The organism is Streptomyces sp. SAS_272 (assembly GCF_052543235.1).
Window position 1 is genome coordinate 27,951 of record NZ_JBMNDR010000076.1, and the last position, 18,720, is coordinate 46,670.

Below are 18,720 nucleotides of genomic sequence, written 5' to 3' on the forward strand. Positions count from 1 at the left end.
CCCCCCCCCCCCCCCCCCCCCCCCGGTGCGCTGTGCGCCCGATCCGGCGCCGCGGCGTTACCGTTTTGGGCATGGCGAGCACTCCAGGAGACGGCGACCGAGACGGTTCACCGGCGGAGCCCCGGTCCGTGGTGTGCGGCCGCTGCGGGATCCGGGCGGCAGAGCCACCGCCGGTCACCTGGACGTGTTCCGTGGAGAACGGCGTGCGCCGTCACTTCTGCGAGGCCTGCGCCCGGGAGAACCTCCGGGCGATCGAAGGACGGCTGGACTCGGTCTGGTGGTGAGTCGGCTCACGCCATGGTCGGAGCCCCGCGCCCGCGGCTCACGCCTCCGCCACCGCGTCCTCCTCCAGCGGGTCCTCCGCTTCCGGTGAGTCGGGGGAGTCCAGGTTTTCCGAGGCCTCCAGCTCGTCCTCGGGGAGGAACCCGGGCAGCCAGTCCTCCAGTTCGTCCCGTAGCCGTACCGTCGCGCCGAGCTGGCACAGTACGCCGATCGTGCTGAGCGTCACCCGGTGGATCAGCAGGTACGCCGGCGGCAGGTTGAGCTGTTTGCCCAGCTGATGGGCGGGAGAGCGGGGGTCGGCTATCCGGGCCGCCTGACTGCGCATCCAGCCGCGGGTGAACGTGAACTCCTCGGCGCGGGCCGGTTCGATGATCGGCAGGAGGTAGTCGAGGACCGCGTCGGGATCGAGCTCGATGGAGTCCTTGACGAAGCCCTCCGCGCGGAGGAGTTCGTAGACCGCCTCCGCATCGCCGTCCAGCGTCATGCGCAGGGACTCGCCGATCGGGTCCGGCAGGCCGCCCGCGAGCCGGTCCACCGTGCCGAAGTCCAGCACCCCCAGCCGCCAGTCGTCCTCGCCCTCCGGCCCGCCGGGCAGGAGACGGAAGTTGCCGGGGTGCGGGTCGGCGTGCAGCAGGCCGGTGCGCGCCGGGCCGGAGAAGAGGAAGCGGGACAGCAGCTGGCCGGCGCGGTCCCGCTGCTCCTGGGTGCCCTCGGAGATCACCTCGGAGAGGGGAACGCCGTCGATCCACTCGGTGACCAGGATCTGGTCGCACTGGTGGACCACCGCCGGCACCACGACGTCGGGATCCCCGTCGAACTCCTCCGCGTGGGCCTGCTGGGCCTGAGCCTCCAGGCCGTAGTCCAGTTCCTCCGAGACCCGGTCGCGCAACTCGGCGATCAGCGGCTTCACGTCCATGCCCGGGATGAGCGGGCCCAACAGGCGTGCGAAGCGGCTGAGTTGGTTCAGGTCGGACAGCAGGGCCTCGCCGGCCCCGGGGTACTGGACCTTGACCGCGACCTCCCGGCCGTCGTGCCACACCCCTCGGTGCACCTGACCGATCGAGGCGGCCGCGGCGGGTTTGTCGTCGAACTCCAGGAAGAGCCCGGCCCAGTCCTCGCCGAGGTGCTTCGTGAGCACGGCGTGCACGGTGCGGGTCGGCATCGGCGGCGCCGCGTCCTGGAGCTTGGTGAGGGCCGCGCGGTAGGGGCCGGCCACCTCCTCGGGCAGGGCCGACTCGAAGACGGACAGCGCCTGTCCGAACTTCATCGCACCGCCCTTCAGCTCGCCCAGCACCTTGAAGAGCTGCTCCGCGGTGCGCTGTTGCAGCTCGCGGCCGACGATCTCCGCGGACTCGCCCACGATCCGCTTGCCCAGGCCCCAGGTGGCCCGCCCGGCGAAACCGAGCGGGAGCGCGGCGAGCTTGGCGGTCCGGGTGACCGCCTTCCGGGGAAGATCAGACATGCGCCCTCCAGGTCCCAGCCAGCCGCGCGGTGTCCGTGCTACCGCGTAACTCCGTCGAATGCCGTTGCTCTGCCATTGTCGCGTGCGGACCCCCCTCCTCGGAGGTGTGTTCCCGCTTACCTTTCTCCGCGGCCCCGCACGGGCAGGCACAGTGTGGCAGCACCTGCCGTGTGTGCCACCGGAGCGCGGGTACGGAGACCTCCCACCGGGCGCCCACGCTCGACGGATCGCGGCCGTCGAGGAAGGTGAGGGCGTGGGCGGCGGCCAGCCCGGCCACGGTCGTGGCCAGCGTCACGTCACAGGCGCGCGCCGTGCGCCGGTGACCGGAGTGCCACTGGGCGACCAGGCGCGGCCAGGCCGGGTCCCGGTCGGCGCGCTCGTGGTGCAGACAGCCCGCGCAGCCCGTCTCTCCCGGCAGGACGAGCGGGCCCACGACGCCCGTGCCCTCGACGACCCCGGCGTAGAGATGCGGGGTGCCCGAGGCGATCAGGGGTTCCGCCGCGGCAGGCGCGGGCGCGTGCACGGACACGTCGTCCCGCGGGGCGAGGATCACCAGCGAGAAGCCCGGAGCGTCCTCGGCGGGGGAGTTCCTGCTCCTTCGGCGCGCCGGGCCGGGGGCGGCCCGGCGCACGACGCGGCCGGCCGCCTCGTCCCGGCGCTCGCCGACCGCCTCGGCGGGCAGGCCGCCCGGCGTGACGTCCCCGGGCTCCACCTTTCCGCCGTCTCGCACGTCCACCTCGCCGACTCCCGCGCCCGACAGCAGCGCCGCCAGCACCGCGCCCACCCGGCCCGCGCCGCGCACCTGGACGCGCATCCCACGCCGGGCGGCCAGGTGCTCGACCGCGTCTCCCGGCTGCGAGGTGACGAGGGACAGCGCGGCGAGATCGGGACGCAGCCGCTCCATGACCTCCTTCCTCTCCCGCAGAGCGGAGACCTCCGGCCCGCCGCCGTGCGCGTCGTCGAGCAGTCCCGCCCGGGTCAGCCGCTCCACCAGCCGGTCGACATGGCCGTCGGGCAGATCCATCCGGCGGCCCTCCTCCCGCAGCAGGGGGAGCCCTCGGGTGCCGTCCAGCAGGTCGAGGAAGCTGCCCGTGGCCGTGTCCACCGGGCCGAGCGTCAGTGCGTGCGCCGGCGTCATGCCGAACTGCACCGTGTTGAGGTCGCGCCAGCCGCGCCGCAGCGCGGGTTTCACCGTCGGATGCATCGAAGGCCCCCGTATGCCTGGAAACTCCCCGTCATGTCGGCGGAGCGGGGCGTGGGACGGCCTCGCTCCGCCGACGACTGCCAGCATGCCCGGGCCGGTCCGAACCCGCCGAAAGTTGTCCACAGGCACGGTAATTCGTCGTATAAATGCGTCGTACGAGGCAAAAGTGGCAGGTCGGCTCGGAACCCACCCGAGTCGGAGTCGGGACTTCACCCATGTGCAACGGGTAACGTCGGGGCGTGCCCGCCGACCCCCTGCACCGCGCCGGACCACCACAGCGCAGCACGACGAGCCCGCCGCCGAGCGGCTCGGGGGCGAGCGCGATCGAGGTCCGCAGAAGCGCCCGGCGACGTCGGACGGTCTCCGCGTACCGCGAGGGCGATCGCACCATCGTGCTCATCCCCGCCCGGATGTCCGAGGCCGAGGAGCAACGCTGGGTGAGCGTCATGCTCGACAAGCTCGCCGCGCAGGAGAGCCGGCGCGTGCCGGGCGACGCCGAGCTCGCCGAACGCGCCGAGCGCCTGTCGGCCCAGTGCTTCGACGGCCGGGCCCGGCCTGCCTCGGTGCGCTGGGTGACCAACCAGAACACCCGCTGGGGCTCGTGCACCCCGGCCGAGGGCAGCATCCGGCTGTCGCACCGTCTGAAGGGCATGCCCGAGTACGTCATCGACTACGTCCTCGCCCACGAGCTCGCGCATCTGCTCGTGCCGGGCCACGGTCCCGACTTCTGGCGGCTGCTGGAGGCCTACCCGCGCACCGAGCGCGCCCGGGGCTACCTCGAGGGCGTCGTCGCGGCCGAACGCCTTCCCCACTCGCCGGACGCGAACGGGGAGTGACCTGCGGCGCGCGTGGGGTGAACCTCGCGGGCGTACGGCTACGTCGCTTGTGTACCGGGTCTGTACCGACATCGTGCGTTGTCGGACTTTGCCGTTAGCCTGACGCGACGCACTCGCAATCGGGATGGGGGACGGTCGTTACGCATGCCCAGGGAATTCCAACGCGGCCACAAGGCCAGGATCAGTGACCTCACGGCGGGTACCGATCTGTACGTAGGCGTGCAGATCACCGCCCCCGGCCTGACCTTCGACATCAGCTGCTTCGGTCTCGACGCCGACGAGCGTCTCTCGGACGACCGGTACTTCGTCTTCTTCAACCAGCCCAAGTCCCCCGAGGAGTCCATCCAGCTCCTGGGCGCCCAGGCGGGCGACACGGAGTCCTTCCGCATCACCCTCGACCGGATCCCGCCGCAGATCCAGAAGCTGTCGTTCACGGCGACGTTGGACGGCGCCGGGCAGATGTCCCAGATCAACCCCGGCTACCTGCGCATCGTCGCGGGCGGCGAGGAGGTGGCCCGCTACGCGTTCAACGGCTCCGAGTTCACCAGTGAGCGGGCCGTGATGCTGGGCGACTTCTACCTCAAGGACGTCTGGCGGTTCGCGGCCGTCGGTCAGGGCTTCGACGGCGGCCTGGACGCGCTGCTGAAGAACTTCGGCGGCGAGGTCGCGGAGGAGGAGGCGCCCGCCGCGCCTCAGCAGCCGCAGCCCGGCGGCGCAGCTCCGAGCTTCGCCCCGCCCGCCTTCGGCGCGCCCCCTGCACCGGCGCCCGCTCCTCCTCAGCCGCAGCCCGCGCAGGGCTTCGCGCCCCCGCCCGGCGCGACCCCGCCGCCGGCTCCGGCTCCCGCGCCCCCGGTCCACGCCGCGCCGACCATCGTCGCGCCGCTGGTCCCGCCCGGCGGTCACGTCCCGCCGCCCGCCCCCGCCCCGGCTCCCTACGGTCAGCCGCCCCAGCCGCAGCCGTACGGCCACGGCCCCGCGCCGACCGCGCCCATGCCTCCCGGCTACGGGCAGCAGCCCCCCGCCCCGCAGGCCCCCCAGACCCCGCCCGGCTACGGACAGCCGGCCCCGCCGCCCGGCTACGGACAGCAGCCCCCCTTCGGGCAGGTACCGGGACAGCAGGCCTACGGCGTGCCGCAGGGCGCGCCCCAGGGCGGCGCCGGCGTGGCGTCGGCGCTCCAGCAGTTCAAGGAGACGCCCACCGGGCAGCGCTGGACGCAGCAGAACAGGAAGATGATCCGGGTAGACCTCGGCATCGGCGGCCAGCCCGTCCTCGCCCGCCAGGGCAGCATGGTCCTCTACCAGGGCAAGGTCGACTTCAGCTACAAGGGCGCCGGGTTCGCCGGCCGGATCGTCGGCAACGCCACCGGTCAGGAGATGCAGCTGATGCGCTGCACCGGCCAGGGGCAGGTGTTCCTCGCCGAGAACTCCACCCATGTGCACCCCATCGAGCTCCAGGGCGACGCGATCTGCGTCTCCGCCGAGAATGTTCTCGCCTTCGACGAGAGCCTCCAGTACGAGGTCCGTCGCATCGAGGGGCACGGCATCCCCGGCGGCGCGCTGTTCACCATGCAGTTCCAGGGCACCGGGACGATCGTCGTGAAGACGCACGGCACCCCCGTGGTCCTGCCGGTCACGCCCACCACGTTCGCCGACTGCAACGCCGTCGTCGCCTGGTCGGCGGCCTCCCAGGTGGTCGTCTCCAGCCAGGTGCGGATGCGCCGCAACGCCTACCCGGGCGACACCGGAGAGAGCGTCAACCTCCAGTTCCGGGGCGCTCCCGGCAACTTCATCGTCGTCCAGCCGTACGAGGTCTGAGGGAGCCCGTCATGAACCAGCCGCTCGCGGGCTACGCCCCCGCACCCGTCACCGCCCGCATGGAGAACCACGGCAACCACATGCTGAAGGTCGCCATGCAGACCGGCAACGACCTCTTCGCGCGCGTGGGCTCGATGGTCGCCTACGAGGGTTTCGTCCAGTACGAGCCCAACCCGCCCGCCGTACGCCAGATCGCCCGCGACTGGATGACCGGCGAGGGCGCGCCCCTGATGAAGTGCACCGGCGACGGTCTGCTCTATCTCGCCGACTACGGGGCGAACGTCGTCGTCATCAACCTCAACGGCGACGGCATCTCCGTCAACGCCACCAACCTGCTCGCCTTCGACGCACACCTGACCTGGGGCGTCGAGCGCGTCAAGGGGCTGGCGAAGTTCGCCGGTCAGGGGCTGTGGAACACCAAGATCTCCGGGCAGGGCTGGGTCGCGCTGACCTCCCGGGGCAAGCCGATCGTCGTCGACTGCGGCGGCGGCGAGGACGAGACGTACGTCGACCCCGACGCGCTCGTCGCCTGGTCCCCGAACCTCAAGGTGAAGGGCAAGCGCAGCTTCAAGGCGCAGTCGCTCATCGGCCGGGGCAGCGGCGAGGCCTATCAGATGGCCTTCTCCGGCCAGGGCATCGTCGTCGTCCAGCCCAGTGAGGACAGCACCGACCGCCTCCGGGTACGGGGCTGAGGGGGACCGGGAACATCATGCAGAGCTCACTTTTCGCGCACAACGACTCGCAGACCCAGGACCGCTGGAGTCTGCAGAACAAGCAGATGCTCCGGGTCACCCTGGAGGGCCACGACGACATCCTCGCCCGCAAGGGGACGATGGTCGCCTACCAGGGCCTGATGGAGTTCGACGCCGAGTACCAGAGCAACCAGCAAGGACGCGCGCGGGCCCACACGGGCGAGGGTCTGAGCCTGATGCGCTGTCACGGCCAGGGCACGGTGTACCTCGCCAACCTCGCCCAGCACATCCACGTGATGGACGTGGAGCAGGACGGGCTGACCGTGGACAGCAGTTATGTGCTGGCCATGGACTCCTCGCTGCACCATGACGTCATCGCCGTCGACAGCCTCTACGGCATCTCCGGCTCGGGGAAGTACCAGCTCAACATCACCGGCCGCGGCAAGGTGGCCCTGATGACCTCGGGCGCGCCGCTGATGATGCAGGTCACCCCCGACAAGTACGTCAACTGCGACGCGGACGCCATCGTCGCCTGGTCCACCGGACTGCGGGTGCAGATGCAGGCGCAGACGCACTCCTCCGGGGTGTGGCGCCGGCGCGGCAACACCGGTGAGGGCTGGGAGCTCAGCTTCATGGGCGCCGGCTACGCGCTGGTCCAGCCCAGCGAGCTGCTGCCGCCGCAGAACGCCCAGGTCGGGTCGGGTCTCGCCGCGCAGTACGGCATGGGTCAGCAGGGGGCGCGGGGACAGAACCAGGGCAACGTCTGGAGCTGACCGTCCGAACAGCACACGTAAGGGGCGACCACCTGGTGGTTCGCCCCTTACCCGTTCCCGACCCGTGTCCCGTTGCCCCTCACAGTCGCGCGCGGGCCGCCTCCAGCAGGCGGACGACCGACGCGTCGGCCACGTTCCCCACCTCGTCGTAGGCGAACCAGCGCAGGTCGAGGGACTCGTCGCTGATGGCCTCCACCGCCCCGGCCGGGGCGAGCGCCGCGTACTGGACGTCGTAGTGCCAGGCGCAGGGCGTGTGATGCCGGTCAAGGCGCACCGGACCGCCGGGCAGCAGGCTCAGCCCCGGCATGCCAGACTCCTCCGTCCCCTCCCGCAGCGCCGAACCCGCCAGCGTCGCGTCGGCCGGCTCGCAGTGACCGCCCGTCTGCAGCCACATCCTCAGCTTCTTGTGCAGGGTGAGCAGCACACGGCCGCGCTCCGGGTCGATCACCAGCGCGCTCGCCGTGATGTGCCCGTCCGCGCACGCTTTCCACATAGCGTCGGGGCGGGCCGCCAGATGGTCCAGGTACGTCTGGCACAGCTCTTCCTGGCCCTCGTACCCCTTCAGGACGAGGACCGCGTCGTCGTGCAGGCTCACTCGGTGTCGTCGCCCTTGGAGTCGTTCCCGCCGTCCGTGTCGTCGTCCTTCTTCAGGTTCGGCCTGTCGCCGAGGCCGCCGCCGCTCGCCGCCTCGCCGAGCATCTTGTCGAGCTCGGAGAAGTCCATCTGCTCGCGGTGCACGAAGCCGTCCGGGTCGTCCAGGTCGGAGGCCGTGGGCAACATGTCCGGGTGGGCCCACAGGGCGTCCCGGCCGTCGACGCCGCGCGCGTCCGTCAGCGAGGCCCACAGGCGGGACGCGTCGCGCAGACGGCGAGGGCGCAGTTCCAGGCCGATCAGCGTCGCGAACGTCTGCTCCGCCGGACCGCCCGTGGCACGGCGCCGGCGCAGGGTCTCACGCAGCGCGTCGGCGGACGACAGGCGCGGCTTCGCGGCCGCGTGCACCACGGCGTCGACCCAGCCCTCGACGAGCGCCAGAGCCGTCTCCAGACGGGCCAGGGCGGCCTTCTGCGCCGGGGTGTCCTCCGGCTGGAACATGCCCTGCTGGAGAGCGTCCTGCAGCTGCTCGGGATTCTGCGGGTCGAACTGCCCGACCACGTCCTCCAGCTTGGCGGTGTCGACCTTGATCCCCCGCGCGTACCCCTCGACCGCGCCGAACAGGTGCGAGCGCAGCCACGGCACATGGGCGAAGAGGCGCTGGTGGGCGGCCTCGCGCAGCGCGAGGTAGAGCCGCACCTCGTCCTTGCCGACGCCCAGGTCCTTGCCGAAGGCCTCGATGTTCACCGGCAGCAGCGCGGCGCGCCCGGCCGGACCGAGCGGCAGACCGATGTCGGTCGAGCCGACGACCTCGCCCGCGAGCACGCCGACGGCCTGGCCGATCTGCGAGCCGAACATCGCGCCGCCCATGGAGCGCATCATGCCGATCAGCGGGCCGGCCATGGCCTGCATCTCCTCCGGCAGGACGTCGCCCATGGCCGCGCCGACCCGCTCGGCGACCGGGTCGACGAGCTCCTTCCAGGCGGGCAGGGTCGCCTCGACCCACTCCGCGCGGGACCACGCCACGGCGGAGGCGGCGCCGGACGGCAGCGAGGTGGCGTCGTCGAGCCACAGGTCGGCGAGGCGGACGGCCTCCTGGACGGCGGTGCGCTCGGACGGACCGACGCTGGAGTCCTTGACGCCGTCGGAGGTGCCCTGGGCGACCGTCTGGCGGGCGATCTGCTTGGCCATGTCCCAGTTCACCGGGCCGCCCTCGTAGGAGAGCATCTGACCGAGCTGCTGGAACGCGGCCCCCAGGTCGTTGGGGTTCAGCGAACCGAACATCGCGGCGAGCGGATTGTCCGCGCCGGGCGCGCCGAAGCCGCCGGCGCCGGGCAGGCCGCCGAAACCGAACGGGTTGGCCGGTCCCTGACCACCGCCGCTCTGCGGGTCCTTCTTGCCCTCGTCGCCGTCCTCCGGCTCCTCCGGCGGAAGGCCGAATCCGAATGGGGTGTCACTCACGGGGTTCCTCGGCTGGTAAGGCCACCGGATTTCGGCCGGCGGCGACTGCCCTGCAACACCACCCAGCGTAGACACCCCGGCTCGATCGGGCCTCGGTGCTTCGCCGACTCCTGCCCTGCGGCAGGATGGATGCCACCTGGTACGTACGCGTCACTCGCGCCCGTATGCCAAGACAACCGCTGGAGACACCTGGTGAGTTCCCCAGATCCGCAGGTTCGCGCAGCGCGAAACCCTTCGACCCGGGCCGGCGCCCGCGGGCCGGTCGTTGCCGTGACCGGCGCGGCGACCGGGGTGGGCGCGCTGCTCACGGAGCGGCTCGCCGCGTCGGAGGAGGTCAAGCAGGTCGTCGCCATCGACGAGCGGCGAGGCGAGTGCGACGCGGCGCAGTGGCACATCCTCGACGTCCGTGATCCGGCGATCGCCGACAAGCTGCGCGGCGCGGACGTCGTGGTCCATCTCGCACTCGACCTAGACCTGGGGAGTGACGCCGCCGCCCGGACGGCCTACAACGTGCGCGGTACGCAGACCGTCCTCACGGCCGCCGCGGCGGCCGGGGTGCGCCGCGTCGTGCTGTGCACCTCCGCGATGGTCTACGGAGCGCTGGAAGACAACGAGCTGCCGCTCTCCGAGGACGCGGAGCTGCGGGCGACGGCGGAGGCGACCGGCGTCGGGGACCTCCTGGAGATCGAACGGCTCGCCCGCCGCGCGCCCCGGGCGCATCCCGGTCTGAACGTCACCGTGGTGCGGCCCGCGACCGTGGTCGGCGGCACGGACACGGCGCTGACCCGGTACTTCGAGTCGCCGCGGCTGCTGGTCGTCGCCGGGTCGCGGCCGGCCTGGCAGTTCTGCCACGTCGAGGACCTGGTCAGCGCCTTGGAGTACGCGGTCCTGGAGAAGGTCGACGGGGAACTCGCCGTCGGGTGCGACGGGTGGCTGGAGCAGGAGGAGGTCGAGGAGCTCAGCGGGATCCGGCGCATGGAGCTGCCGTCGGCGGTCGCCCTGGGCGCTGCCGCGCGGCTGCACCGGATCGGGCTGACGCCGTCCCCGGCGGGCGACCTGGCGTACACGATGTACCCCTGGGTGGTGAGCGGAAGCCGGCTTCACGACGCGGGGTGGCGGCCGGGCTGGACCAACGAGGAGGTCCTGGCGCAGCTGCTGGAGGAGGTGGCCGGACGGCACACCGTCGTCGGACGGCGCCTCGGGCGCAAGGACGCAACGGCTGCGGGGGCGGCCGGGGCGACGGTCGCTCTGCTGGGCGCGGCGGCTGTGGTGCGGCGGGCCCGCAAGGCCCGGCGGCGCTGAGCGCGGGGGCGTGCGGCCTGCTCCTCCGCCCGCCGCCCTCCCCTGGGGGCCGTGCCGACCCTGGGGGCCCGTGCCCTCTGCCCCTTCCCTGGGGGCCGTGCGCCCTGCCCTTTCCCTGGGGCCGTGCCCCTGCGCCTCTCTTCAGGGACCCCGGACGGGCCGCCTTGGAGGTCCCTCCAAGGCGCCACGCGTGCGTACCGGGCGATCACGGCATTTCGTCCGGTCCCCGGGGTGCGGCACGATGGGGGTATGGCAGTCATCGACGAGCATCCCGGCGAGCGGGCGGCGCAGGATCCCATCAAGCTGATCGCCGTTCGCGACACTCCGCTCTCCCTGGACGAGGTCTTCAAAGCGGTCGGGGACGACGCGGCCGGCGGGACGGCGCTCTTCGTGGGCACCGTGCGCAACCATGACGCCGGCGCCGACGTCGACGCGCTCGGATACTCCTGCCACCCGAGCGCCGAGGCGGAGATGCGGCGGATCGCGGAGAAGGTCGCCGCCGAGTACCCGGTGCGGGCGCTGGCGGCCGTCCACCGGGTGGGGGAGCTGGCCGTGGGCGACCTGGCGGTCGTCGTCGCCGTGTCCTGTCCGCACCGCGGGGAGGCCTTCGAGGCATGCCGCAAGCTGATCGACGACCTCAAGCACGACGTGCCCATCTGGAAGCACCAGAAGTTCTCCGACGGCACCGAGGAGTGGGTCGGGGCCTGCTGATCCACCGGCCACCCGTCCGGTTGCGTAACCGGACCCCTGCCGTGAGCGTTGTCACTGCGGATGGTTAATCTGCTGATCAGTCAGTTGTGTTGCTCACTGGGGTTGGGAGGTCGGCATGGCGGCGCTCGCCTGGTTGCTGATTCCGCTTGTCGCCGCGATCGGTGCAGGGCTGTGGGGGAGTTGGGCCAACCGGACCCGCAAGGCCCGCGGCGACGGCCCTGAGCTGGACGGATATGCCCGTTTCCGAGCCGCCATGGAGAAGCCGCACTCCCGCGCGTGACCCGGGTGGCAGCCCTGACCGTGCGCTGACAGAGGCGTCCCGTAGTGTCGAGTCATGCCACGCCGCACCGCGACGATGCTCGCCTCCACCTTGATCCTCATCGCGCTTCTGTGCGCGGGAGTGCTCATCCCCGTGCCGTACTCGGAGATGTCCCCGGGGCCCACGGTGAACACCCTCGGCGATCACGACGGCGAGCCGGTGCTGCAGATCTCCGGGCGCAAAACCTACGCGACCAGTGGCCACCTCAACATGACCACGGTGCGGGTGACCAGCGCCGACTACCGGATGAACCTCGTCGAGGCCGTCTACGGGTGGCTCGCGCACGACAACAAGGTCGTCCCGCACGACACGCTGTACCCGGACGGCAAGACCGAGGAGCAGTCCACCCAGGAGAACGCCGAGGAGTTCAGCCAGTCCCAGGAGAGCGCCAAGGTCGCCGCCCTGAAGGAGCTGAACGTCCCGGTGACGTCCTGGGTGATCGTCTCGACCGTGGTGAAGGGTTCCCCGGCGGAGGGCAGGCTGCACGCCGGAGACGTGATCAAGGCCGTGGACGGCACCGCGGTGAAGGAGCCGGGTGACGTCGCGAAGCTGGTGACCAAGCACAAGGCCGGCGAGAACGTCGTCTTCACGATCGTCCCGGCGAAGGAGCAGGCCGCCGCCGAGAAGGCGCGCCGGACGGCGACGACCACACAGAAGGTCTCGATCACCACCGCGGCCTCCGACGACAGCGGAGAGAAGCGCGCCATCGTCGGGATCTCGGCCGGGACCGACCACACCTTCCCCTTCACCGTCGACATCAAGCTCGCCGACGTCGGCGGCCCCAGCGCCGGCCTGATGTTCGCGCTCGGCATCTACGACAAGCTCACCCCGGGCAGCCTCACCGGCGGAAAGTTCGTCGCCGGCACCGGGACCATCGACGACGACGGCAAGGTCGGCCCGATCGGCGGCATCGAGATGAAGACCGTCGGCGCGCGCAGCCAGGGCGCCCGGTTCTTCCTGACGCCGGCCGACAACTGCAAGGCCGCCGCCGAGGACACCCCCTCGGGGCTCAGGCTCGTCAAGGTCGACACGATCGACGACGCCCTCGCCGCCCTCGACGACATCCGCAGCGGCGACACCGCCGCCCTGCCGAAGTGCACGAAGTAGCGGCCGGGGCCTGATCCGAACGACAGGCCCCGGGCAGCCACACCGGGATGGGCGAGGCGCTGCCGCTGGGCGCTACTCCGCGAACGTCGCCGACAGCGCCTCCGCGAGGCCCGGGACGAGCCCGGCGCCCGTGAGGACCTCCGTCGGCGCGTCCTTCTCGCGCAGCCGCAGGGCCGAGTCGCGGGTGCCGTCGCGCAGTACGGCGACCGTCATCCGGACCTCGTGGCGGTCGGGGTGCTCGGCCACCCACTTCGCGAGTTTCGCGTCGCTGAGGCCCTGCGGGACCTGGGACTCGGCGGACGGCGGAAGCATCAGGCGCTCGACGGTGAGGGCGCAGCCCACCACCGCGTCCGGCCAGGCGATCGTGGCGAGGAACTCGTCGAGCGGCTTGTCCGTTGGCACTTCGTCCTGCTCGATCGGGGTGAGACCGGTGGTCTCGGGCTCGTCCTGAAGGCCGAGCTGGGTCGCGAGCGACGGTTCCTGGGCTCGCAGCCGAGCGGTGTCTACGAGGGCGAAAAGGCGGGCGGGCTGGTCCCAGCCGAGGCCGGAGGCGTACTCGTCGATCTCGAGTACGGCCCGGGTGAGCGGGCTCGCCGCCATGGGAGTGTTGGACATGGTCACAATCCTCTCTCGTTCCTGGGCGGAATCGGGAACCGAGTAAACGGTGAGTAAGTTGCATAGGTGTGGGCCCGCGATCACGGGGGGCCACGAACGGTCCACGAACACGCGGGCCTGACGGATCAACTGCGACATTCGAGGTGCGCACCTTGGCTTTCCAGATGCCGGACCGCGGCGGAGGCCCCACGGGGCCGCGGATCAGAGTGGGCCGCCCGTCCCGGCGCGTCCGGACCCTGCTGACGACACTGGGCGTCCTAGCCGTACTCGGCATGGCGTTCACGATGTTCGCCGGGTTCTGGACGGACTGGCTCTGGTACCGCTCGGTGAACTACTCGTCCGTGTTCACGACCATGCTCTGGACCAAGATCGGGCTGTTCTTCGTCTTCGGTCTGCTGATGGCCCTCGCGGTCGGCTTCAACATCTGGCTGGCCCACCGGCTGCGGCCGCCGCTGAGCGCGATGTCGGTGGAGCAACAGAGTCTCGACCGCTACCGTATGGGCATCGCGCCGTACAAGACATGGCTGTTGCTCGGCATCACCGCCCTGGTCGGCCTGATCGCCGGCGCCTCGGCGGCCGGACAGTGGCGCACCTGGCTGATGTGGGTCAACGGCGTGCCCTTCGGGCAGAAGGACCCGCAGTTCCACCTCGACGTGTCGTTCTTCGCCTTCGACCTGCCCTGGTACCGGTTCCTGCTCGGCTTCGGCTTCGCCGCGACGATCCTCTCCCTGATCGCCGCCGCGCTCACCCACTACCTGTACGGCGGGCTGCGCGTCACCAGCCCCGGCGCGCGGGCCACCGCCGCGGCCACCGGGCACCTTTCGGTGCTGCTGGGCGTCTTCGTCGCGCTGAAGGCGGTCGCCTACTGGCTCGACCGTTACGGCCTGGCGGTGAAGTCCAGCGACTTCAAGGCCACGGACAACTGGACGGGCCTGCGGTACGTCGACGCCAACGCCTACCTGCCGGCCAAGACGATCCTGTTCTGCATCGCCGTCATCTGCGCCCTGCTGTTCTTCGCCACGCTGTGGCGGCGCACCTGGCAGCTGCCCGTGATCGGCTTCGGCCTGATGGTGCTCTCGGCGATCCTCATCGGCGGCCTGTACCCGGCGATCGTCCAGAAGTTCCAGGTCCAGCCCAACGAGCAGGCCAAGGAAGCGCCGTACGTCGCGAAGAACCTCAAGGCGACACGCGAGGCGTACGGCATCGACGGCACGCAGGTCACCGAGTACTCGGGCACGAGCACCACCAAGGACAAGACGACGCTGCGCGACGACGTCGACGCGACGGCGAGCATCCGCGTCCTGGACCCGAACATCGTCTCCCCGACGTTCCAGCAGCTCCAGCAGATGCGTAAGTACTACGCGTTCCCCACCAACCTGGACGTGGACCGCTACAACGTGAAGGGCGCCGACCAGGACACGGTGATCGGTCTGCGCGAGCTGAACCTCGCGGGCGTGGACAAGCAGAACTGGATCAACAACCACTTCCGCTACACCCACGGCTACGGGGTGGTCGCGGCGAGGGGGACCACGTCCGACTCCGAGGGCCGTCCCCTCTTCACCGAGTCCAACCTGCCGTCCGAGGGCGAGCTCGGCACCTACGAGCAGCGCGTCTACTACGGCGAGAAGACGACCACCTACTCGATCGTCGGCGGCCCCCAGAAGGAGATCGACTACTCCGACGACGCGGGGGAGAAGACCACCAGCTATCGAGGCAAGAGCGGGGTCAACCTCTCCAACCCGGTCAACCGGGCCGCGTACGCGGTGGCGTTCGGTGAGCCGCAGATCCTCTACTCCGGAGCGATCGGCGAGGGTTCACGGATTCTGTACAACCGCACGCCCAAGGAGCGCGTGGAGGCCGTCGCCCCCTGGCTCACCATCGACGGCGACGCCTACCCGGCCGTGGTCGACGGCCGCATCCAGTGGATCGTCGACGCGTACACGACGACGAACGGCTACCCGTACGCCTCGCGAACGACCCTCGGCGACACCACGGCCGACTCGCTGACCGCGACCAACGACAACCGCGCGGTGGTGGCCCAGCAGAACCAGGTCAACTACATCCGCAACTCGGTGAAGGCGACCGTCGACGCGTACACCGGCGAGGTCAAGCTCTTCCAGTGGGACACCGAGGACCCGGTCCTGAAGACCTGGATGAAGGCGTTCCCCGGCACGGTGAAGGCCAAGTCGGCGATCTCCAAGTCGCTGATGGCCCATCTGCGGTACCCGCAGGACCTGTTCAAGGTCCAGCGCGAGCTGCTCACCCGCTACCACGTGAAGGACGCCACGACGTTCCTCAGCGGCAGCGAGGTGTGGCAGGTGCCGGACGACCCGTCCAACAAGTCGGGCGACGCGGTGCCGCCGTACTACCTGAGCATGAAGATGCCCGACCAGAAGGCACAGGCGTTCTCGCTGACGACGACGCTGACGCCCAACGGCCGGGACAACCTCAGCGCGTTCATGGCGGTCGACTCAGAAGCGGGCACCCCCGACTACGGCAAGATCAGAATCCTGAAACTGCCGACGAGCACGACCGTCGACGGGCCGAAACAGGTGCAGAGCCAGTTCAACTCTGAACAGGACATCGCCGAGTCCATCAGACTTCTGAAGGGCGGCGACTCCGACATCGAGTACGGCAACCTGCTGACGGTGCCGCTCGACGGTGGACTGCTCTATGTGGAACCCGTCTACGTGCGCGGTGGCGGGCTCAAGTACCCGCTGCTGAAGAAGGTGTTGGTGACCTACGGCGGCAACACCGCCTTCGAGGACACCCTGGACGAGGCGCTCAACAAGGTCTTCGGCGCGGAGGGCACCACCCCGCCGCCGACGGACGAGGGGGGCGGCACCACCCCGCCGCCGACGTCGAGCAATCCGACCGTCCGGGAGGCGCTGGCCGACGCCCAGAAGGCCTTCGACGCCGGCCAGGAGGCTCTCAAGAAGCCCGACTGGGCCGCGTACGCGAAGGCGCAGAAGGACCTCGAGGACGCGCTGAAGCGGGCCGAGGAGGCGCAGTCGGCTGCCGACAAGGGCGCCAAGCCGAGCAGCAGCCCGAGTCCCACCGGTTCGGCGAGTCCGAGCGGTGGCACGAGCGGCGGTTCCGGCGCCAAGCCCAGTCCCCGTCCGAGCCCGAGCAGCGGCTGATCATGCTCGCCCCGCGTCGTGGTACGGTTGTGGAACACGACGCGGGGTGGAGCAGCTCGGTAGCTCGCTGGGCTCATAACCCAGAGGTCGCAGGTTCAAATCCTGTCCCCGCTACTGAAGACGAAGGCCCGGATCCGGAAACGGATCCGGGCCTTCGTGGTGTGCGAACGCATGTGCCGGAGAAACCGACGGCCGCGCCGCGGTGGGGAGTTGGGCGATCTGTGTTTGACTTGTCTCTCTGTGGGCATGTCGACAAAACGCTGAAGTGACCTTACGGGCCGCGGTATACCAGGTGTACCCGGGTTGCGGGTGGTGCGACGATGGACGTTATGGGGGACAAGGCAACTCTGTTCGAGACAGGGCGGTTTGTGCAGCCTTCCGACGAGGAAGCGACCCCGGACGAGAGCCGGGACGAGACGGCCGACGCCGTCGACACGGGGGAGGCCGTCGAGGAGATGCGCCTGCGGCTCGCGGCGGAAGCCGGCGACGCCGAGGCCATGAGCGTCCTCGGGGCCATGCTGTTGCGCCGCGGCGACCTGGACGGCGCCGAGCCCCACCTGCGTGCCGCCACCGCGGAGGGCGACCGCGCCGCCGCGAACAACCTGGGCGTGCTGCTCCACCAGCGCGGCTACCCCGACGAGGCCGCCGGCTGGTGGCGGGTCGCCGCGGTGGCCGGCTCCGCCGCGGCCGCCCACGCGCTGGGCCGCCACCGCCGGGAGTGCGGGGACGAGCCGGCCGCCGAGTACTGGCTGCGCCAGGCCGCCGAGCAGGGGCACACGCTGGGCGCGTACGCCCTCGCCGACCTGCTGGAGCACCGCGGGGACGCCGGGGCGCAGCAGTGGATGCGGGTCGCCGCCGAGCGCGGCCACCGGGAGGCGGCGTACCGGCTGGCCCGCGCCCTTGACCAGCACAGGAACCCGCTCCAGGACGGGTCCCCGGACGAGCGCGGACGCGACAACGGTGTCGCCGGGCGGACCGAGGCCGAGCAGTGGTACCGGCAGGCCGCCGCGCGCGGACACCGCCGCGCCGCGCTGCACCTCGGGACGATCCTCGAGGGCAGGGGTGATCTGAAGGAGGCCGGTCGCTGGTACCTCACGTCGGCCAAGGACGGCGAGGCGCGGGCCGCCTGCGCGCTCGGATTCCTGCTGCGCGACGCCGGCGACCCCGAGAACGCCGCCGTCTGGTGGCTGCGGGCGGCCCAGGACGGCGACGGCAACGCGGCGAACGCGCTGGGCGCGCTGCACGCGGAGCGCGGGCAGACCCAGACCGCCGAACGGTGGTACCGGGCCGCCATGGACGCCGGGGACGACAACGGCGCCTACAACCTCGCCCTGCTCTGCGCCGAGCAGGGCCGCACCGCGCAGGCCGAGCAGTGGTACCGGCGCGCCGCCTACGCCGGGCACCGGGAGGCGGCGAACGCTCTGGCCGTGCTGCTGCTCCAGGTCGGCGACACCGCCGGGGCCGAGCCGTGGTTCTCCAAGGCGGCGGAGGCGGGCAGCGTCGACGCCGCGTTCAACCTCGGGATCCTGTTCGCCGGGCGCGGCGAGGAGCCGGTCGCCCTGCGCTGGTACGAGCGGGCGGCGGCCGCCGGGCACACTGAGGCGGCGCTCCAGGTCGCCATCGCGCGCCTGCGCGACGGGGACGAGCAGGAGGCCGAACGGCATCTGCGGTGCGCGGCCGGCGGCGGGAACGCGGAGGCCGCGTACCGGCTGGCAGCAGTGCTCGACGCGCGCCGGCCGCCGCAGCCCGCGCACGAGCTCGGGGAGATCGTGCACGAGAAGACCGAGTGCGAGGAGTGGTACGAGCGCGCCGCGACCCAGGGGCACCGGCGCGCGCAGGTGCGGGTCGGGATGCTGGCCGCCGCGCGAGGCGACGTCGTCGAGGCCGCACGCTGGTACCGGACGGCCGCGGAGGCCGGTTCGCGCAACGGCGCCTTCAATCTGGGGCTGCTGCTCGCGCGCGAGGGCAGCGAGCCCGAGGCGGCCGTGTGGTGGACGCGTGCGGCCGACGCCGGGCACGGGCGGGCGGCGTTGCGGCTGGCCCTGGTCTACGCGCGTCGCGGCGAGCTGGCGGAGGGGAAGCGGTGGGCCGACCGGGCGGTGTCCCTCGGTCCTGCGGAGGTGGCCGAGCGGGCTGCCCGACTGCGCGACGCCCTGCGCGAGGAGCTGTCGGCGTGAGGCGTCGCCCCGGCCGTCGCCCGTGGCGGTCCGCGGGGCGCGGCACGGCCGGTCGACCCCGCTGACCTCGGCATACAGGGCGCCGTCCTATTGATTTGCCTTCCTCGTCGCCCTTCACGTAACGTGGGGTTCACCGACGCGGGGTGGAGCAGCTCGGTAGCTCGCTGGGCTCATAACCCAGAGGTCGCAGGTTCAAATCCTGTCCCCGCTACTGAAGGCCGAGGGCCGGAATC

Annotated in this window: 16 protein-coding genes and 2 tRNA genes; 13 read left to right on the forward strand and 5 right to left on the reverse strand. The window is 71.5% G+C overall.

Features of this window, described 5'->3' with window-relative positions:
* The first annotated feature begins 71 nt into the window (after window positions 1–71).
* A complete protein-coding gene (locus ACN6LD_RS32480; protein ID WP_319195806.1) occupies window positions 72–284 on the forward strand; it encodes a hypothetical protein in 213 nt (70 codons plus the stop codon).
* 38 nt (window positions 285–322) lie between these two features.
* Here the strand turns inward: ACN6LD_RS32480 and ACN6LD_RS32485 are convergent, their stop codons facing one another.
* Window positions 323–1,744 (reverse strand): ABC1 kinase family protein, encoded by a 1,422-nt coding sequence (locus ACN6LD_RS32485; RefSeq protein WP_319195808.1) that lies wholly within the window; start codon window positions 1,742–1,744, stop codon window positions 323–325.
* Complete coding sequence (locus ACN6LD_RS32490; protein WP_319195810.1) at window positions 1,737–2,948, reverse strand: TOMM precursor leader peptide-binding protein; 1,212 nt, start codon at window positions 2,946–2,948, stop codon at window positions 1,737–1,739. Before ACN6LD_RS32490 ends, ACN6LD_RS32485 begins: the two co-directional genes overlap by 8 nt.
* Window positions 2,949–3,187: 239 nt before the next feature.
* On the opposite strand from ACN6LD_RS32490, the gene ACN6LD_RS32495 reads away from it, so the two are divergent.
* The 4 genes from ACN6LD_RS32495 to ACN6LD_RS32510 all read left to right on the forward strand — a co-directional run bounded on the left by ACN6LD_RS32495 (window position 3,188) and on the right by ACN6LD_RS32510 (window position 7,064).
* Window positions 3,188–3,784, forward strand: coding sequence for a M48 metallopeptidase family protein (locus tag ACN6LD_RS32495; protein ID WP_319195811.1), 597 nt, complete (start codon window positions 3,188–3,190; stop codon window positions 3,782–3,784).
* 144 nt (window positions 3,785–3,928) lie between these two features.
* Window positions 3,929–5,599, forward strand: a complete 1,671-nt coding sequence (locus ACN6LD_RS32500; protein ID WP_445045056.1) for a TerD family protein — start codon at window positions 3,929–3,931, stop codon at window positions 5,597–5,599.
* An 11-nt stretch (window positions 5,600–5,610) separates the two neighbouring features.
* A complete protein-coding gene (locus tag ACN6LD_RS32505; protein WP_079659796.1) occupies window positions 5,611–6,291 on the forward strand; it encodes an AIM24 family protein in 681 nt (226 codons plus the stop codon).
* A gap of 17 nt (window positions 6,292–6,308) precedes the next feature.
* On the forward strand, window positions 6,309–7,064 hold the full coding sequence (locus ACN6LD_RS32510) for an AIM24 family protein (RefSeq protein ID WP_319187234.1): 756 nt from the start codon (window positions 6,309–6,311) through the stop codon (window positions 7,062–7,064).
* A 79-nt stretch (window positions 7,065–7,143) separates the two neighbouring features.
* On the opposite strand, the gene ACN6LD_RS32515 is transcribed toward ACN6LD_RS32510, so the two are convergent.
* A complete protein-coding gene (locus ACN6LD_RS32515) occupies window positions 7,144–7,659 on the reverse strand; it encodes an NUDIX hydrolase (RefSeq protein ID WP_319187233.1) in 516 nt (171 codons plus the stop codon).
* The gene (locus tag ACN6LD_RS32520) at window positions 7,656–9,116 is read right to left on the reverse strand and encodes a zinc-dependent metalloprotease (protein WP_319187231.1); all 1,461 of its coding nucleotides are present in this window, start codon (window positions 9,114–9,116) and stop codon (window positions 7,656–7,658) included. Before ACN6LD_RS32520 ends, ACN6LD_RS32515 begins: the two co-directional genes overlap by 4 nt.
* A gap of 192 nt (window positions 9,117–9,308) precedes the next feature.
* On the opposite strand from ACN6LD_RS32520, the gene ACN6LD_RS32525 reads away from it, so the two are divergent.
* The 4 genes from ACN6LD_RS32525 to ACN6LD_RS32540 all read left to right on the forward strand — a co-directional run bounded on the left by ACN6LD_RS32525 (window position 9,309) and on the right by ACN6LD_RS32540 (window position 12,555).
* Entirely contained in the window at window positions 9,309–10,418 is a 1,110-nt protein-coding gene (locus ACN6LD_RS32525) for an SDR family oxidoreductase (RefSeq protein WP_319187229.1), read from the forward strand.
* Window positions 10,419–10,667: 249 nt separating this feature from the next.
* Window positions 10,668–11,129: a molybdenum cofactor biosynthesis protein MoaE gene (locus ACN6LD_RS32530; RefSeq protein ID WP_319187227.1), complete on the forward strand. Its 462-nt coding sequence runs from the start codon at window positions 10,668–10,670 to the stop codon at window positions 11,127–11,129.
* Window positions 11,130–11,244: 115 nt separating this feature from the next.
* Complete coding sequence (locus ACN6LD_RS32535; RefSeq protein WP_306949383.1) at window positions 11,245–11,409, forward strand: hypothetical protein; 165 nt, start codon at window positions 11,245–11,247, stop codon at window positions 11,407–11,409.
* A 54-nt stretch (window positions 11,410–11,463) separates the two neighbouring features.
* Complete coding sequence (locus ACN6LD_RS32540; RefSeq protein ID WP_319187224.1) at window positions 11,464–12,555, forward strand: YlbL family protein; 1,092 nt, start codon at window positions 11,464–11,466, stop codon at window positions 12,553–12,555.
* 72 nt (window positions 12,556–12,627) lie between these two features.
* Here ACN6LD_RS32540 and ACN6LD_RS32545 read toward each other — a convergent pair whose 3' ends face one another.
* On the reverse strand, window positions 12,628–13,170 hold the full coding sequence (locus ACN6LD_RS32545) for a PPA1309 family protein (RefSeq protein ID WP_319187222.1): 543 nt from the start codon (window positions 13,168–13,170) through the stop codon (window positions 12,628–12,630).
* Window positions 13,171–13,334: 164 nt separating this feature from the next.
* Here ACN6LD_RS32545 and ACN6LD_RS32550 point away from each other — a divergent pair, with 164 nt between their 5' ends.
* The 4 genes from ACN6LD_RS32550 to ACN6LD_RS32565 all read left to right on the forward strand — a co-directional run bounded on the left by ACN6LD_RS32550 (window position 13,335) and on the right by ACN6LD_RS32565 (window position 18,698).
* Window positions 13,335–16,310 carry a UPF0182 family membrane protein gene (locus ACN6LD_RS32550; protein WP_319187242.1) on the forward strand — a complete coding sequence of 992 codons (2,976 nt, stop codon included), beginning with the start codon at window positions 13,335–13,337 and terminating at the stop codon, window positions 16,308–16,310.
* Window positions 16,311–16,350: 40 nt separating this feature from the next.
* Window positions 16,351–16,424 (forward strand) — tRNA-Met (locus ACN6LD_RS32555).
* 206 nt (window positions 16,425–16,630) lie between these two features.
* Window positions 16,631–18,487: a tetratricopeptide repeat protein gene (locus ACN6LD_RS32560; protein ID WP_319187220.1), complete on the forward strand. Its 1,857-nt coding sequence runs from the start codon at window positions 16,631–16,633 to the stop codon at window positions 18,485–18,487.
* A 137-nt stretch (window positions 18,488–18,624) separates the two neighbouring features.
* A tRNA-Met gene (locus tag ACN6LD_RS32565) sits at window positions 18,625–18,698 on the forward strand.
* The last annotated feature ends 22 nt before the right edge of the window (window positions 18,699–18,720 follow it).

What these genes read in the sequence shown, in the direction of transcription:
- ACN6LD_RS32480 (WP_319195806.1), top strand. Translation starts at nt 72, where the DNA reads ATGGCGAGCACTCCAGGAGACGGCGACCGAGACGGTTCACCGGCGGAG.
- ACN6LD_RS32535 (WP_306949383.1), top strand. Translation starts at nt 11,245, where the DNA reads ATGGCGGCGCTCGCCTGGTTGCTGATTCCGCTTGTCGCCGCGATCGGT.
- ACN6LD_RS32485 (WP_319195808.1), bottom strand. Translation starts at nt 1,744, where the DNA reads ATGTCTGATCTTCCCCGGAAGGCGGTCACCCGGACCGCCAAGCTCGCC.
- ACN6LD_RS32490 (WP_319195810.1), bottom strand. Translation starts at nt 2,948, where the DNA reads ATGCATCCGACGGTGAAACCCGCGCTGCGGCGCGGCTGGCGCGACCTC.
- ACN6LD_RS32505 (WP_079659796.1), top strand. Translation starts at nt 5,611, where the DNA reads ATGAACCAGCCGCTCGCGGGCTACGCCCCCGCACCCGTCACCGCCCGC.
- ACN6LD_RS32540 (WP_319187224.1), top strand. Translation starts at nt 11,464, where the DNA reads ATGCCACGCCGCACCGCGACGATGCTCGCCTCCACCTTGATCCTCATC.
- ACN6LD_RS32500 (WP_445045056.1), top strand. Translation starts at nt 3,929, where the DNA reads ATGCCCAGGGAATTCCAACGCGGCCACAAGGCCAGGATCAGTGACCTC.
- ACN6LD_RS32510 (WP_319187234.1), top strand. Translation starts at nt 6,309, where the DNA reads ATGCAGAGCTCACTTTTCGCGCACAACGACTCGCAGACCCAGGACCGC.
- ACN6LD_RS32560 (WP_319187220.1), top strand. Translation starts at nt 16,631, where the DNA reads ATGGACGTTATGGGGGACAAGGCAACTCTGTTCGAGACAGGGCGGTTT.
- ACN6LD_RS32545 (WP_319187222.1), bottom strand. Translation starts at nt 13,170, where the DNA reads ATGTCCAACACTCCCATGGCGGCGAGCCCGCTCACCCGGGCCGTACTC.
- ACN6LD_RS32530 (WP_319187227.1), top strand. Translation starts at nt 10,668, where the DNA reads ATGGCAGTCATCGACGAGCATCCCGGCGAGCGGGCGGCGCAGGATCCC.
- ACN6LD_RS32550 (WP_319187242.1), top strand. Translation starts at nt 13,335, where the DNA reads ATGCCGGACCGCGGCGGAGGCCCCACGGGGCCGCGGATCAGAGTGGGC.